At 66.1% G+C, this 15524-nt stretch carries 13 protein-coding genes and 1 pseudogene; 11 read left to right on the top strand and 3 right to left on the bottom strand.

The genetic code is table 11. The features are described from left to right. Window positions 1-146 precede the first annotated feature (146 nt). The 3 genes from ABD301_RS00395 to ABD301_RS00385 all read right to left on the bottom strand — a co-directional run bounded on the left by ABD301_RS00395 (window position 147) and on the right by ABD301_RS00385 (window position 3473). Complete coding sequence (locus ABD301_RS00395; protein ID WP_344306065.1) at window positions 147-1328, bottom strand: S8 family serine peptidase; 1182 nt, start codon at window positions 1326-1328, stop codon at window positions 147-149. Between the two features lie 83 nt (window positions 1329-1411). Then, complete coding sequence (locus tag ABD301_RS00390) at window positions 1412-2809, bottom strand: hypothetical protein (protein ID WP_344306064.1); 1398 nt, start codon at window positions 2807-2809, stop codon at window positions 1412-1414. 7 nt (window positions 2810-2816) lie between these two features. After that, window positions 2817-3473 carry a hypothetical protein gene (locus tag ABD301_RS00385; RefSeq protein WP_344306062.1) on the bottom strand — a complete coding sequence of 219 codons (657 nt, stop codon included), beginning with the start codon at window positions 3471-3473 and terminating at the stop codon, window positions 2817-2819. Window positions 3474-3771: 298 nt separating this feature from the next. Here ABD301_RS00385 and ABD301_RS00380 point away from each other — a divergent pair, with 298 nt between their 5' ends. From ABD301_RS00380 to ABD301_RS00330, 11 genes and pseudogenes are all read left to right on the top strand, one after another. Further along, window positions 3772-5058: a geranylgeranyl reductase family protein gene (locus ABD301_RS00380; protein WP_344306060.1), complete on the top strand. Its 1287-nt coding sequence runs from the start codon at window positions 3772-3774 to the stop codon at window positions 5056-5058. A gap of 91 nt (window positions 5059-5149) precedes the next feature. After that, window positions 5150-5512 (top strand): NADH-quinone oxidoreductase subunit A, encoded by a 363-nt coding sequence (locus ABD301_RS00375; protein ID WP_279580757.1) that lies wholly within the window; start codon window positions 5150-5152, stop codon window positions 5510-5512. Between the two features lie 32 nt (window positions 5513-5544). Then, window positions 5545-6078: pseudogene (locus ABD301_RS00370) on the top strand (NuoB/complex I 20 kDa subunit family protein); the annotation flags it as partial. A 188-nt stretch (window positions 6079-6266) separates the two neighbouring features. Continuing rightward, window positions 6267-6887, top strand: coding sequence for an NADH-quinone oxidoreductase subunit C (locus tag ABD301_RS00365; protein WP_344306707.1), 621 nt, complete (start codon window positions 6267-6269; stop codon window positions 6885-6887). Then, complete coding sequence (locus ABD301_RS00360; RefSeq protein ID WP_344306058.1) at window positions 6884-8212, top strand: NADH-quinone oxidoreductase subunit D; 1329 nt, start codon at window positions 6884-6886, stop codon at window positions 8210-8212. Before ABD301_RS00365 ends, ABD301_RS00360 begins: the two co-directional genes overlap by 4 nt. Continuing rightward, complete coding sequence (nuoE, locus tag ABD301_RS00355) at window positions 8212-8940, top strand: NADH-quinone oxidoreductase subunit NuoE (RefSeq protein ID WP_344306057.1); 729 nt, start codon at window positions 8212-8214, stop codon at window positions 8938-8940. The genes ABD301_RS00360 and nuoE overlap by 1 nt, the downstream gene beginning before the upstream one ends. Window positions 8941-8955: 15 nt before the next feature. After that, window positions 8956-10260 (top strand): NADH-quinone oxidoreductase subunit NuoF, encoded by a 1305-nt coding sequence (gene nuoF / locus ABD301_RS00350; protein WP_425551872.1) that lies wholly within the window; start codon window positions 8956-8958, stop codon window positions 10258-10260. Between the two features lie 5 nt (window positions 10261-10265). Further along, entirely contained in the window at window positions 10266-12734 is a 2469-nt protein-coding gene (locus tag ABD301_RS00345; RefSeq protein WP_344306705.1) for an NADH-quinone oxidoreductase subunit G, read from the top strand. 2 nt (window positions 12735-12736) lie between these two features. Further along, a complete protein-coding gene (gene nuoH, locus ABD301_RS00340) occupies window positions 12737-14056 on the top strand; it encodes an NADH-quinone oxidoreductase subunit NuoH (protein ID WP_425551871.1) in 1320 nt (439 codons plus the stop codon). A gap of 3 nt (window positions 14057-14059) precedes the next feature. Beyond that, a complete protein-coding gene (gene nuoI / locus ABD301_RS00335; RefSeq protein ID WP_344306054.1) occupies window positions 14060-14617 on the top strand; it encodes an NADH-quinone oxidoreductase subunit NuoI in 558 nt (185 codons plus the stop codon). Further along, window positions 14617-15459, top strand: coding sequence for an NADH-quinone oxidoreductase subunit J (locus tag ABD301_RS00330; protein WP_344306051.1), 843 nt, complete (start codon window positions 14617-14619; stop codon window positions 15457-15459). Before nuoI ends, ABD301_RS00330 begins: the two co-directional genes overlap by 1 nt. Window positions 15460-15524: the final 65 nt, after the last annotated feature.

The raw sequence follows: 15524 nt of genomic DNA, 5'->3' as shown, positions 1-15524 counted from the left end.
GGCGCGGCAGTCGAGGCGTTGTCGAGCAGCTGCTCGTCGTCGACAGCCACCACAGTCCGCCGGTCCGTAGCGGTGAGTTCGTCGACGAGCAGCGGTACGGCCGCCCCGCCCTCGACCTGCAGCGCCTTTTCCGGCAGCAGCGCGGGTTATCGATAAGGCGGTCCTGGTGGGAAGCCGGTGCCGTACGGACCGGGAGGCGGCGGTCGGCGTCGGCGGCTGACCAGAACGACGATCAGAATGACGATGGCGAGGACGACGATGAGGCAGATCCCGGCTCCGATGAGCCAGGGGATGAGGTTGGGGCCGGGGTTGTCGGTTGTGGGCTGGCTGTTGTTGCTGCCAGGGGCCGTGGAGGGTGTTGTTGCGGGGGTGCCGCCGAGTGGGTTTGTGGTGACGGTGGGGACGTTTTCGGTGAGTGCACGGTAGGGGGCGACTGTTCCGAATCCGAGGTAGATGCTGCGTTTCTTATCAGACGGTGGAACAGCGGTTTTGATGAGCCGATTGATGACGTTGTTCGCGTCCATGGACGGAAACTTCGCCCGAATCAACGCCACACACCCGGAGGTGACGGCGGTTGCGTCGCTGGTGCCTGATCCGGTGATATATCCCGTCGCGGACACTGACGGAATTGTCGGCCCGACCATGTCAACGGCCGGTGCCGCGACGGCTACCTGTGGTCCATATGAGGAACCGGTCCAGAAGTTCCCTTTCTTGTCTGCACCGGACACCGCGACAACACCAGGCAGTGCAGCAAATAAGCTAACAGGCAAACCGCTCTGCGCGACGTTTCCCGCCCCGGCAACGATGACAACGTCCTTCTCTTGTGCGTATTGGACAGCTGCTGGCACGGAGGCGGCGAGCGGGTGGTTTGCATCGTGGGCAATGGACAGATTGATTACCCGAGCACCATGGTCGGCGGACCAGCTGATGGCTCGCGCGATTTCTTCATCGCTATTGGCTGCAATAGGTAGAATTTTAACGCCCGGAGCGACACCTAGCTCCAAGCCGTTATCGGAGCCGATACCAGCGATGATGCCGGCCATTTTCGTCCCGTGGCCGTTGCTGGCGGTGTCCACCGTTCCATATGGGCTTTGAGGCACGCCGAATTGAGTGCCTTGGAGAACTTGGCCTTGAAGCGCAGCGACGCTAGGGTCGACGCCTCCATCAATGACCGCCACTGTGATGCCTTGCCCGCGGGTGATTAGTTGGGCCTTCGGGATGTTGAGGGCAGACAGGTACCACTGGCCTGACTGTACGTCGGTGGCGAGTGCCGGGGAGGGCCCACCGGCTAGTGCGACAGTAGTGAGGACGGTGACGAATTGCGCCACTAATCTCCAGCATGACTGGCCGCGATGGATTCGAGGCATGCGAGTAGGGCTTGAACGCTCTCGGGTGGCGCGCAATTTCGGGTTCACCGGCCGAGAACCGACGGAGGGGCGTTTCCGTCGCCGCCCCAAGGATCTTCGTCTTCGTAAAGCCAACCGGTCTCAGAATCGTCGTCCTTGCCCTCGGCTTCAGCGGAGCGACCTGCCCTGAGCAGGCTGGTGCCCTTGCGGCTGCTGCTCTGGGCACCACCCCCACCCGCGCCGCCGCGACCGACACCAGCCAATCCTGAATTGGAAGGCGTGACTGGTGCGCCGGCCGAACCTCCACCTGGAAGTCCAGGTGTGCCGGCCGGACCAAACGGTGAGTTACCGGCTACTGAGCCAAGCCCCCCGGTAGCCGATCCGATGCCGCCACCAACGCCACCACCTGCACCGCCTAGGCCGGCGCCGGCCAAGCCGCCGCCACCTAAGCCGGCCAGGCCGCTGCCGGACGGCAACGACGATCCTTTGAGCCCGCTAGACATACCACCGCCCACGGGCGAGAACGGGTCTGTGTTGCCCAGCTTCGATCCGTCAAAAGAACCGGCGCCTGAGTCCGACGGCAACTTTCCAGTACCTCCTAAGCCGCGAACTCCGGAACCAGAGGGGAGCCCGCCCGCACTCCCGCCGCCGACTCCCGTTGAACTAGGGGCTCCCGACGCCTGTGGGGTCCCATACGGCGATCCTGCCGGATCGACGTTCGGGTTTGCGGGCGAGGCGGTGATGTTGGGGATGGCGGTGGCTGTTTGGGTGGCGGCGCCGTTTGCGGCGTCGTAGACGCCGGCGGCGATGTGGGCGTATTGGTTGAGGTGGTTGGTGAGCCACTGGGTGGCTTGTTTTACGCCTGGGAGGTTGCTGACTCCGGAGAAGAGTTCGGCGGGCACGTTCGCCATTTGGATGAAGGCGCGTCGGAAGGCTCCTTCGTGGATGGCGTTGTGGTTTTGTCGGGCGTCGACGACGGGTCCGACCATGTTCGCTGGGATGGGCATTTTGCTTTGGTAGTCGGCGAGTTGGCTGGCGGCGGTTTCCAGGGTGGTGCCGATGCCGCCGTTGGCCATGAGCGGTTGCAGGACGGCGTTGAGGTCTGAGGCGATGGTGGTGATGTGTTTCGCGTACGCCTCGTACGCTGGCCCGGACCAGACCTTGTCGTTTTTCAGATCGGCCGGATGTTTGGTGAGGGCGATGACCACTTCGTTGAGTCCGCCGGTGACCTGTTTCCACCCCACCCCGGCTTTGCGTACGTCCGCTGGCCAGCCGGCGACAACGACCTGGTTGACCTTTTCCTCCCAGGTGGTGGCATATCCCTGTGCGTTCGTGTCGCCCGAGGCAAGCCCGGACGTGCTGACGTTGCTGGGGAGTTGGCCACTGCTGCCCGAAGGTGAACCGGTGGACGTGGAGCCCCCGGAGGGTTGGGTGTGGTCGTAGCTTCCGCTGCTGCTCGTCATCGCTGCGTCACCCCTGCCCGTCGTATCCACCGCTGGTGGACGTGCCGTCGGAACCCGAACTATTGCTGCTGGTGGACGAGCCGTCGGTACCTGAACTGTTGCTGGAGTCGGGGCTGGACGAGGACGCGCTGGGGAACGTGCTTGCGGAGGCGGTGGCCGAACCCCCCTGGTCGGTGAACAGTTTTTCGATGTCCGCGGCGTTGGCTTTGTTCAATGCCTCGGTGGTCGTGTAGTTCTGCACGATCTGTTGGGTGACAGCGATCGCGGCGGCCACCTGACTGGAAGTGGCATTCAGCTGGCCGTCCAGTGCGATGTACGCCTGTTGTGCCTGCGCATAGACACGATTGGCGCCAGGGTAGGTGCCGGTCGCCTGTACGCCGTCGGTGCCCAGGTCGTTAGCCAGTTGAGGCATCATGCCGTGTAGTCGATCGACGTATTCCTTGATGTTGGTGAGCCAACCAGGAACCTTCGACATCGAGTCAAGGTCCACCTCGAAGCTGTGCGCCGGCGCGGGTGGCTGGTCGGACGGGCCGGTGGTGGAGCCGGTACCAGAACCAGTGCTGCCGGAGACCGGCGGTTGCGGGTCATGCAGCGTGAACCCGCCTTGCCGCAGGGGATGGCCCGGATCGGTGCTAAGCCCCGAAAGATCGCTGTTATTGCTCATGACAAAACCCCGTTTACATATCGAAGACGGCTCACATCGACCAAGCCACCCTACCGGGAGTGGTCATGGGGACACAGGCTCTTGTACGTACCCGAATGGTCGACTAGGCACATAAAATTAGGGTCGCCTTACCTAAGTTTTCTTATGGTGGCCGGGAATTCGCCGGTGGCCGGCGGGACAGGGCAAAATGGCGGGACTACACTCAGCCTGATGACATCGTGAAGCCGTTCACAAGCGCACGAGCGAGGGTTGTCAGAGGAACAGCTAGCCGATCCCGCCTAGCAACAAAGAGGACGATGTGAGCACCGCCGAAAGTTCCCCAACAGGGACCGCAGACGTCATCGTCGTAGGCGCCGGACCGTCTGGTTCGACCGCGGCCTTCTATCTGGCGCAGGCCGGGCTCGACGTGTTGGTGCTGGAGAAGACCGAGTTCCCGCGCGAGAAGGTGTGCGGCGACGGGCTCACTCCGCGGGCGGTCAAAGAGCTCGTCAAAATGGGCATCGACATCGACGAGAACAAGGGCTGGATCCGCAACAAGGGCTTGCGGGTGATTGGCGGTGGCGTGCGGCTTGAGTTGCCGTGGCCGGATCTCGCCAGCTACCCCGACTTCGGGTTGGTACGCACCAGGCTCGACTTCGACGACATTCTCGCGCATAACGCGGTGAAGGCCGGCGCTCGCCTGCAGACCTCCAGCAATGTCACCGGGCCGGTGCTCAACCGGGCCGGTCGGCTGATCGGCGTCAAGGCGAAGATCGGCCCGGACAAGCAGGAAGTCACGTATCACGCACCGCTGGTGATGTCCGGCGAGGGCGTCAGTGGCCGGCTCGCGATCGCGCTGGGTCTGCAAAGGCGAGAAGACCGGCCGATGGGCGTGGCCGTACGCCGTTACTACAACTCGCCGCGGCACGACGACGACTACTTGGAGTCGTGGCTGGAGCTGCGGGATTCCAGCAGTGACAGCGATGTGCTGCTGCCCGGCTACGGCTGGATTTTCGGGGTTGGCGACGGTCGCTCGAATGTCGGTCTCGGGGTGCTGAACTCGTCGTCGTCCTTCCAGGGCACCGACTTTCGCAAGATGATGGTCAGCTGGCTGGACGGGCTGCCGGAGGAGTGGGGCTACACCGAGGAGAACGCGACCGGCCCGATCCGTGGCGCGGCGCTTCCGATGGGCTTCAACCGGACCCCGCACTACACCCGCGGCCTGGTGTTGATGGGCGACTCGGGCGGCATGGTGAACCCGTTCAACGGCGAGGGCATCGCGTACGCGATGGAGTCCGCCGCACTCGCGAGCGACCTCGTCATCCAGGCGCTGGCCCGGCCGGCCGGACCGCAGCGGGAGCGGGTTCTGCAGGCGTACCCGAAAGTTCTCAAAGACACGTACGGCGGCTATTACCGGCTGGGCAAGATTTTCGTTGACCTGCTCGGTTATCCAGCGACCATGAAACTCGCGACCAAGTACGGCATGCCGCGGCCGGTGTTGATGCGGTTCGTGCTGAAGCTGCTCGCGAACCTGACCGATCCGCACGCGACCGACACCTCCGACCGGATCATCAACGCGCTCAAGAAGATGGCTCCGGCGGTATGAGCGCCACCCCGATGATCACCCCTGTGACCAGCGGTCATAGGCTCCGAAATCGACTTCGTTCCACCATGCTGAAGGGGCGCGTGGCATGTCGCTGACGCCGTACCTCCCGATCGCAGTGCTTTTCGTGCTGTCGTTCGGATTCGCACTGCTCTCGGTCTACGGCATCTCCACCATGACCGGCCCGAAGCGCTACAACCGGGCCAAGTACGAGCCGTACGAGTGTGGCATCGAGCCGACGCCGCAGCCGGTCGGCGGCGGCAAGTTCCCGATCAAGTTCTATCTGACCGCCATGCTGTTCATCGTTTTCGACATCGAGATCATCTTCCTCTACCCGTGGGCGGTGGCGAACAAGTCGCTGGGCGTCTTCGGTTTCGTCGAGATGGTGCTTTTCATCGTCACGGTCCTCGTCGCTTACGCGTACGTGTGGCGCCGTGGCGGCCTGGACTGGGACTGATCCGAGGTAGGGACGGGAAACGGTTTTCCATTATGGGAATTGAAGACAAACTGCCGAGCGGATTCCTGCTCACCAACCTCGAGAAGCTGGTCAACTGGGGCCGTAAGAGCTCGATGTGGCCGGCCACCTTCGGGTTGGCCTGCTGCGCGATCGAGATGATGGCTGTGGGTGGCTCGCGGCACGACATCGCCCGGCTCGGGATGGAGCGGTTCTCCGCGACCCCGCGCCAGGCCGACCTGATGATCGTGGCCGGCCGGGTCAGCCAGAAGATGGCGCCCGTGCTGCGGCAGATCTACGACCAGATGCCGGATCCCAAGTGGGTCCTGTCGATGGGTGTCTGCGCGTCGAGCGGCGGCATGTTCAACAACTACGCGATCGTCCAGGGCGTCGACCACGTGGTGCCGGTGGACATGTATCTGCCCGGCTGCCCACCGCGGCCGGAGATGTTGCTGGACGCGATCCTGAAGCTGCACGAGAAGGTCATGCACGAGCCACTCGGGCCCAAGCGCAAGGCCGAGCAGGCCGAGCAGCGCGCGGCCGGAACCCTTGAGCGGTACGGCACGATGCCGTCCTCGTTCCGCTTCGACAAGGTCAAGAAGAAGCAGTGGCTGGAAGCCGCGGCTGAGGGTCGCGAGGAACAGTTGCGGATCGAGAGCGAGTACAGCCGGTGACCGAAGAGAATTCCGACCGGCTCCCGGTGCCGCACGGCATCGGCCTCCCGGACGGCGAGAACATCGTGTCCTCAGGGCAGGGCATGTTCGGCGTCACCGGCAGCGGTGACACCTCCGGGTTCGGTGGCCTGGTGCGTACGCGCGCGGTCCTGCCACCGGCGGAGCGTCCTTATGGCGGCTTCTTCGACGAGGTCGTCGACGCCCTGACGGAGTCATATCCCGCCTTCGCGGATGCCGTGCTCAGGGTCGAGATCGACCGTGACGAACTGACCATTCACGTACGCCCGGAAAAGGTCGCCGAGGTCTGCCAGGTGATGCGCGACGACGAGTCGCTGCGCTTCGAGCTGTGCTCCTCGGTCTCCGGTGTCGACTACGGCCCAGCTGAGCCCGACCGGTTGCACGTCGTGTACCAGCTCACCTCGATGACCTACCGGCGGCGCGTACGCCTGGAGGCCTCGGTCGGGACCGAGAACCCCCATGTCGCGTCCGTGACGGCCGTCTACCCGACGGCTGACTGGCAGGAACGCGAGACCTGGGACCTGTTCGGCGTCATCTTCGACGGCCATCCCGGCCTCACCCGGATCCTGATGCCGGACGACTGGGAAGGCCACCCGCAGCGCAAGGACTACCCGCTCGGCGGCATTCCGGTGGAGTACAAGGGCGCCGAGATCCCGCCGCCGGACGAACGGAGGGCGTACCGATGAGCACCCCGACATCAACTGACCCGTACGCAGCGTCCGCGCGGGAGACCACCGAAGGCCGCGTCTACACGATCACCGGTGGCGACTGGGACGACACCACCGCCAGCCAGTTCGAGGACGAGCGCCTGGTCCTGAACATGGGCCCGCAGCACCCGTCCACGCACGGCGTGTTGCGGCTGGTCCTGGAGCTGGAAGGCGAGACGGTCACCGAGGCCACCGCGGTCGTCGGCTACCTGCACACCGGCATCGAGAAGAACCTCGAATACCGCACCTGGACGCAGGGCACCACGTTCGTCACCCGTGCCGACTACCTGTCGCCGATCTTCAACGAGACGGCTTATTGCCTCGCGGTGGAGAAGCTCCTTGGCGTCGAGGTGCCCGAGCGGGCCACCCTGATCCGGGTCATCATGATGGAGCTGAACCGGATCTCCTCGCACCTGGTGTGGCTTGCCACCGGCGCTAACGAGCTCGGCGCGACGACGCCGATGACCGACGGCTTCCTGGACCGCGAATACATCCTGGACATCTTCGAGAAGGTGTCCGGGCTGCGGATGAACATGGCCTACATCCGGCCAGGTGGCGTGGCGCAGGACTTCCCGCCCGGCACCGAGGAACAGATCCGCGACCTGTGCAAGCACCTGCGCAAGCGGGTCGACTGGTATCACGGGCTGCTCACCGGCCAGCCGGTTTTCCAGGCCCGGATGAAAAACGTGGCCTACCTGGACGTGCAGGGCTGCGTGGCGCTGGGGGTCACCGGGCCGATGATCCGGGCTGCCGGGCTGGCCTGGGACCTGCGCAAGACAATGCCGTACTGCGGCTATGAGACGTACGACTTCGAGGTCGCGACACACACCGACGCGGACTGCTGGGCGCGGTATCTCGTACGCATGGACGAGATGCGCGAGTCGACGAAGATCATCGACCAGGCGCTGGACCGGCTCGCGCCGGGACCCGTGGTGGTCGGCGACAAGAAGATCGCGTGGCCGGCACAGCTCGCGGTGGGCATGGACGGGATGGGCAACTCGCTCGATCACGTCCGCAAGATCATGGGCCAGTCGATGGAGGCCCTGATCCACCACTTCAAGCTGGTCACCGAGGGCTTCCGGGTGCCGGCCGGGCAGGTCTACACCGCGGTCGAGTCGCCCCGCGGCGAGCTCGGCGTGCACGCGGTGTCCGACGGCGGTACGCGACCTTTCCGCGTCCACCTGCGCGAGCCCAGTTTCATTAACCTGCAAGCCATTCCGGCCCTCACCGAGGGCGGCCTGCTCGGCGACGCGGTGGTTGCGGTCGCCTCTCTGGATCCCGTCATGGGTGGGTGTGATCGCTGATGCCGTTGACCGACCAAACCCGCGAGAAGGCCCGCGCGATCATCGCGCGGTATCCGAAATCGCGCTCGGCGCTGCTGCCGATGCTGCACCTGGTGCAGGCCGAAGAGGGGTACGTGAGCCCCGAGGGCATCACGTTGTGCGCCGAGGAGCTGGGTCTGACCAAGGCCGAGGTTTCCGCGGTGGCGACCTTCTACACCATGTACAAGCGCCGCCCGGTCGGCGACTACCTGGTGAGCGTCTGTACGAACACCATGTGCGGTGTGCTCGGCGGCGACAAGGCGTACGAAGCGGTGTCCGAGCACCTTGGCGTTGGCCATGACGAGACCACCGAGGACGGCAAGTTCACCCTTGAGCACGCCGAGTGCCTCGCGGCCTGCGACTACGCGCCGGTCATGACGATCAACTACGAGTTCTACGACCAGGTCGACGCTGACGCGGCGGTGGACATCGTGCGCCGGCTGCAGAGTGGTACGAGCCCGCTGCCCAGTCGCGGCGCCCGGCTCTGCACGTTCAAGCAGATCGAGATGCAGCTGGCCGGTTTCCAGGATGATCGTCCCTCGACCACCGGCGAGGGGCCGGCTGGCACGCCGACGCTCGCCGGGGTCCGGCTCGCCGACTCGGTGGGCGTGAGCGTCCCCGGTTATGACCCGAACACCCCGATCCCGGCCGTACGGCCGAAAGATCCGCCCCCGGCACCTGCGAAGAAGAACGAGAAGGGGGCCAAGTAGGTGAGCGCCATCTCCGTGGCACAGGACGTGCTGACCCCGGTGCTGACCAAGCGCTGGCTGACCTCGGACGCCTGGACGATCGACACGTACGAGCTGCTCGACGGCTACCGGGGGCTGCGTAAGGCCTTCACCGCGACGCCGGACGAGTTGATTCAGCTGGTCAAGGACTCGGGCCTGCGCGGCCGTGGCGGCGCCGGCTTCCCGACTGGGCTGAAGTGGTCCTTCATCCCGCAGGGCGACGGCAAGCCGCACTACCTGGTGGTCAACGCCGATGAGGGCGAGCCGGGTACGTGCAAGGACGTGCCGCTGATGATGGCCGATCCGCATTCGCTGATCGAGGGCATCATCATCACCTGCTACGCGATCCGCTCGAACTTCGCCGCGATCTACATCCGCGGTGAGGTCGTGCACGCGATCCGGCGGGTGCAGAACGCGGTCCGTGAGGCGTACGCGAAGGGCTATCTCGGCAAGAACATCCTCGGCAAGGGCTTCGACCTGGACGTGGTCGTGCATGCCGGCGCCGGCGCGTACATCTGCGGCGAGGAGACGGCGCTGCTGGATTCGCTGGAGGGCTACCGCGGCCAGCCGCGGCTCAAACCCCCGTTCCCGGCGACCAACGGGCTCTACTCCAGCCCGACCGTCGTCAACAACGTCGAGACCATCGCGAGCGTGCCGTTCATCGTGCTCGGCGGCGCCGACTGGTGGAAGTCGATGGGCACCGAGAAGTCGCCCGGCCCGAAGATCTACTCGATCTCCGGCCGGGTCAACCGCCCCGGCCAGTACGAGTGTGGCCTCGGTACGACGTTGCGGCAGCTGATCGAGCTGGCCGGTGGCATGAAAGAGGGCCACCAGCTGAAGTTCTGGACGCCCGGTGGCTCGTCGACGCCGATGCTGACGGCCGAGCACCTGGACGTGCCGCTGGACTTCGAGGGCGCGGCGGCCGCCGGTTCGATGCTCGGTACGACCGCCGTGATGGTCTTCAGCGACCAGGACGACCCGGTCTACGCGGCCTACCGGTTCACTGAGTTCTACGCCCACGAGTCGTGCGGCAAATGCACGCCGTGCCGCGAGGGGACGTACTGGATGGTGCGTACGCTGCACCGTATTCTCGCTGGTCAGGGCGTCGACAAAGACGTGGACACGTTGCTGGACACCTCCGACAACATCTTCGGCCGGTCGTTCTGCGCGCTCGGCGACGGCGCGGTCAGCCCGATCATCTCCAGCATCAAGTACTTCGAGCAGGACTACCGCGACTACATCTCCGGAGTGAAGGCGCCTTTCTTCACCGGTGCCGCGGCCGAGCTGGCGGGAGCTCACTAGTGACCATGGCCCCTGAGAAAGTCGACACTGTCACGTGCAGCATCGACGGTATCGACGTGACGGTCCCCAAGGGGACGTTGGTGATCCGCGCGGCCGAGCAGATCGGTGTGCAGATCCCGCGGTTCTGCGACCACCCGCTGCTGGAGCCGGCCGGCGCGTGCCGGCAGTGCATGGTGGAGGTGTCAGTTGGTGGCCGTCCGATGCCCAAGCCGCAGGCGTCCTGCACACTGGCCTGCTCCGACGGCATGGTGGTCAAGACCCAGCTGACCAGCCCGGTCGCCGAGAAGGCGCAGCGCGGCACGCTGGAGATGCTGCTGATCAACCACCCGCTGGACTGCCCGATCTGCGACAAGGGCGGCGAGTGCCCGCTGCAGAACCAGACGCTCGCCAACGGCGACTCGGACTCCCGGTTCCTGGAGCAGAAGCGCACCTTCCCGAAGCCGATCGCGATTTCCTCGCAGGTGCTGCTGGACCGCGAGCGCTGCGTACTTTGCCAGCGTTGTACGCGATTCAGCGACCAGATCGCCGGCGACAAGTTCATCGACCTGCTGGAGCGCGGCGCGAACCAGCAGATCGGCATCGACCAGCGCGAGCCCTTCCAGTCGTACTTCAGCGGCAACACCGTGCAGATCTGCCCGGTCGGCGCGCTGACCGGTGCCGCGTACCGGTTCCGGGCCCGGCCGTTCGACCTGGTGAGTACGGACAGTGTCTGCGAACACTGTTCCGGCGGTTGTGCGCAGCGCACCGACTGGCGGCGCAACAAGGTGACTCGTCGGCTTGCCGGGGACGACCCGGAGGTCAACGAGGAATGGAACTGCGACAAGGGCCGGTGGGCGTTCACTTATGCCACCGCCGACGATCGCCTCACGTCTCCGTTGGTACGCAACGAAAAGGGCGAGCTCGTCGCTGCCTCCTGGACCGAGGCCTTTGAGAAGGCGGCCGAGGGACTGCGGGAAGCGCGGGACAACGGCCGTGGCGTGGGGGTCCTCACCGGCGGCCGCCTGACGTACGAAGATTCGTACGCGTACTCGAAATTCGCCCGTGCCGTGCTCGGCACGAACGACATCGACTTCCGAACGGGCGCCCATTCGGACGAGGAGCTCTCGTTCCTGGCCACCCGGGTTTTGGGTGTGACACCGGAAAACGGCGGGGTGACCTACCGCAAGGTGGAGAGCGCGCCGGCGGTGCTGCTGGTTGGCCTGGAGGCCGAGGAGGAATCGCCGATCCTGTTCCTGCGGCTGCGCAAGGCGTGGCGCAAGAAGGGCCTGCGGCTGTTCTCGGTGGCGCCGTACCGGACCCGCGGCCTCGCGAAGGCCGGCGGCACGCTGCTGGAAGCCGTTCCCGGTGCCGAGCCGCTGGTGCTGAACGCGCTGGCCGGCGGCAAGACTGGTGCACACGACCTGGTCGGACAGGCTTCGGAGGCCCTTCGGGAGCCCGGCGCGATCATCCTGGTCGGGGCTCGGCTGGCCGCTTCGCCCGGTGCGTTGACGGCGGCCGCCCGGCTGGCCACCGCGACCGGCGCGCAGCTCGCGTGGGTGGCCCGGCGGGCCGGCGACCGCGGGGCCGTGCAGGCCGGCGCGCTGCCGACCCTGCTGCCCGGTGGCGCGGCGGTTTCCGACGACGACGCGCGCGCTGAGCTGGAACGTACGTGGGGCCTGGACGCGGGCGCGCTGCCCGGCGCGAGTGGGCGCTCAACCGTACAAATCATCGACGCGCTGCACGAGGGCGCGCTGTCCGGCGTGATCGTGGCCGGCGTGGACACCGCCGACCTGCCCGACCCGGCGGCCGCCGAGGCGGCCCTGGAAGCGGCCGGGTTCGTGGTCAGCCTGGAGCTTCGCGAGTCCGCGGTGACCCGGCGCGCCGACGTGGTCTTCCCGGTCGCCGCGGCCGCCGAGAAGGCCGGCACCTTCCTGAACTGGGAGGGGCGTAGCCGCCCGTTCCCGGCCACCCTGCCGGCCGCTGGCACCCTGCCGGACGCGGCTGTGCTGGACGAACTGGCCGAAGAGCTGATCGGCGAGGCCGCCCCATTGGACCTGGCGAACCTGCAAACCCTGCGAGCCCAGCTGACCGCCCTGCCCGAGCCCGGGCCGCGCGCGGTCACGGTGCCCAAGGCGGTCGAGACGGCGGCGCCCACGCCGAGCGCTGGCGAAGCGGTGCTGGCCACCTGGACGCAGAACCTGGACAACGGCCGGCTGCAGGACAACGAACCGCACCTGGCTGGTACGGCCAAGGTGCCGGTGGCCCGGATTTCGGCTGGTACGGCCGCTGAGATCGGCGTCGCCAACGGCGGCAACGTGCGGGTGAGCACCGATGCTGGCAGCATCACGCTGCCGGTGCTGGTGACACCCATGCCGGACCGGGTGGTCTGGCTGCCGACGAACTCGCCGGGCTCCACGGTCCGCCGCAGTCTGGCGGTTGGCGCCGGCGCGGTCGTACGACTGGCCGCCGGACTCAATGTCGAGGGGGAGCTGTGATCATCGCGGATCCGGTGCCGCCGATCTCGATCGACCAGTTCGGCTCCGAGCCGATCTGGATCGTGCTGATCAAGGTCGTGGCCGTCTTCGCGTTCCTGATGGTGATGACGATCTTCATGATCACCTTCGAGCGCAAGCTGATCGCCCGGATGCAGTTCCGGCTAGGCCCGAACCGGCACGGCCCGAACGGCTGGTTCCAGTCCATCGCGGACGCGATCAAGCTGCCGTTCAAGGAAGAAGTCATTCCGGCGATGGCGGACAAGTTCGTCTTCGCGCTGGCGCCCGTACTGGCCGCGTTCCCGTCCTTCCTGGCGCTCGCGGTGACGCCTTTCGGCGGCACCGTGAACATGTTCGGCTACCACGTGGCCCTGCAGCTCACCGACCTTCCGGTCGCGGTGCTGTGGGTGCTGGTCTGCTCCTCGATCGGCGTGTACGGCGTGGTGCTGGCCGGTTGGTCGTCCAACTCCACGTACTCGCTGCTCGGCGGCCTGCGCTCGGCGGCCCAGATGATCTCGTACGAGGTCGCCATGGGCCTGTCCTTCGTGGCGGTTTTCCTTTACGCCGGCACGCTTTCCACCTCCGGCATTGTGGACGCGCAGGCCAAGGGCGGTTGGTGGTACGCGATCATCCTGCTGCCGTCCTTCGTGATCTACGTGATCTCGGCGGTCGGCGAGACCAACCGGATCCCGTTCGACCTCCCGGAGGCCGAAGGCGAGCTGGTCGGTGGCTACCACACCGAATACACCTCGCTGAAGTTCGGCATGTTCTTCCTCGCCGAGTACGTGAACATGGTCGGCGTCTCCTCGCTGGCGATCACGCTGTTCCTCGGCGGCTGGCACGCGCCGTTCGGGATCGCCACCCTGTGGCCGTTCCTGGACACCGGATATTGGGGCCTGCTCTGGTATTTCGCCAAGCTGATGGCCTTCATGTTCTTCTTCGTCTGGCTGCGTGGCACGCTGCCGCGGCTGCGGTACGACCAGCTGATGCGGCTGGGCTGGAAGGTCCTGGTGCCAATCAACCTGGCCTGGATCCTGGTGGTGTCCGGTGTGCAGACCTTCGCGCTGGCCAGCCACACCACCCCTCAGCAGCGGCTGATCTACATCGGCGTGGTCGTCGTGGTGGTCATCATCGCGGTGCTTTTGTGGCCGTCGAAGAAGGAAACTCCGGCGGAGGCCGAGTCCCTGGAGGCCGGCGCGCCAGTGAAGACGAACTACCCGATTCCGCCGATGGACCTGGTGGTGCCACCGTCGCCACGGCTGGCTCGTACCGCGGTGACGGCCGCTGCCACCACCGCAGAAACGACCGAAGCAGGGAAGGCCTAACACATGCTGGACTGGGCCAAAGGGTACGGGCTGACTTTCGCCGCTATCTTCCAGAAAGTCGGCACGTACCAGTACCCCGAAAAGGGCAAGCCGGTCGAGGCGCGTTACCACGGCCGGCACGTACTGAACCGGCACCCGGACGGGCTGGAGAAATGCGTCGGCTGCGAGCTGTGCGCGTGGGCCTGCCCGGCGGACGCGATCTACGTCGAGGGCGGCGACAACACCGAGGCGCAGCGGTACTCGCCCGGTGAGCGGTACGGCGCGGTTTACCAGATCAACTACTCGCGGTGCATTTTCTGCGGGCTGTGCATCGAGGCGTGCCCGACCCGGTCGCTGACCATGAGCAACTCGTACGAGCTGGCGCTGGACAACCGGCACGACCTGATCTTCACCAAGGAGCAGCTGCTCGCGCCGCTGCTGCCGGGCATGGAGCAGCCGCCGCACGAGATGCGGTTGGGTGACAACGAGAAGGACTACTACATCGGCGCGATGACGAACCCCGGCGCCTCCAAGGGTGCCGAGCGTCCACAGTGGACCGGCGTGGTGGAGGAGACGGAGTAATGGGCACCGTCGAAACGGTACTTTTCTTCATCATTGGACCGGTCGCGCTGATCGGCGCGATCGGGATGGTGCTGGCCCGCAACGCGGTGCACTCGGCGCTGTTCCTGGTCCTGACCATGGCCAGCCTCGGGGTTTTCTACCTGATCCAGGCCGGGCCGTTCATCGGCATGGTGCAGATCATCGTCTACACCGGCGCGATCATGACGCTCTTCCTGTTCGTACTGATGTTGATCGGCCGCGATTCCTCCGACTCGGTGGTGGAAACGCTGCGCGGGCAGAAGGTCGCCGCGACAGTGATCGGCATCGCCCTCGCGGGCCTGCTGGGCAGCGCGTTGCTGCGCGGCCTCGGCTCGGTCAAGGCGGTCGGGCTGGCCAGCCAGAACGCCAACGGGCAGAACGTGAACGCGTTGGCCAACCTGATTTTTTCCAAGTATGTCTTCGCTTTCGAGGTCACCTCGGCGCTGCTGATCACCGCCGCGGTCGGCGCGATCATCCTCGCGCACATCCAGCACGCGCCGGGTGAGAAGCGGACCCAGAAGGAACGTTCGCAGGCTCGCTTCGCCGAAGGCTCGTACCCGGCACCCAAGCCCGGCCCGGGCGTTTTCGCGCGGCACGACTCGGTGGCCACTCCGGCGCTGCTGCCGGACGGTTCGGTCGCCGAGGCCAGCCGGAACGCCACCACCAAGCGAGTGGCCGCGGAGCTCGGGCTGCCGTCCGCCGAGCAGTTGGCCGCCTCCGGCGGCGACCTGGAAAGCCACGACGGCCCACCGAACCCGGTCGAAGACCACGAACACCTGCATGGCCACGCGCACACCGGCCACTCCGGTACGGGAAGGGTCTGAAAATGAGCGCAGTGTTTATGGCGCCAATGCCTGGCCCGGGCGCCGGCGTGGATCGCCCTGAGGGG

It is taken from the genome of Fodinicola feengrottensis, from assembly GCF_039530045.1.
Classification (GTDB): domain Bacteria; phylum Actinomycetota; class Actinomycetes; order Mycobacteriales; family HKI-0501; genus Fodinicola; species Fodinicola feengrottensis.
This window is presented reverse-complemented; position numbering and strand designations above follow the sequence as displayed.

Bases quoted from the DNA above. Each gene is read 5' to 3' on its own strand.
- ABD301_RS00385 (WP_344306062.1), bottom strand. From the start codon at position 3,473: ATGAGCAATAACAGCGATCTTTCGGGGCTTAGCACCGATCCGGGCCAT.
- nuoI (WP_344306054.1), top strand. From the start codon at position 14,060: ATGCTGGACTGGGCCAAAGGGTACGGGCTGACTTTCGCCGCTATCTTC.
- ABD301_RS00345 (WP_344306705.1), top strand. From the start codon at position 10,266: ATGGCCCCTGAGAAAGTCGACACTGTCACGTGCAGCATCGACGGTATC.
- ABD301_RS00390 (WP_344306064.1), bottom strand. From the start codon at position 2,809: ATGACGAGCAGCAGCGGAAGCTACGACCACACCCAACCCTCCGGGGGC.
- ABD301_RS00360 (WP_344306058.1), top strand. From the start codon at position 6,884: ATGAGCACCCCGACATCAACTGACCCGTACGCAGCGTCCGCGCGGGAG.
- ABD301_RS00365 (WP_344306707.1), top strand. From the start codon at position 6,267: ATGTTCGGCGTCACCGGCAGCGGTGACACCTCCGGGTTCGGTGGCCTG.
- nuoE (WP_344306057.1), top strand. From the start codon at position 8,212: ATGCCGTTGACCGACCAAACCCGCGAGAAGGCCCGCGCGATCATCGCG.
- ABD301_RS00330 (WP_344306051.1), top strand. From the start codon at position 14,617: ATGGGCACCGTCGAAACGGTACTTTTCTTCATCATTGGACCGGTCGCG.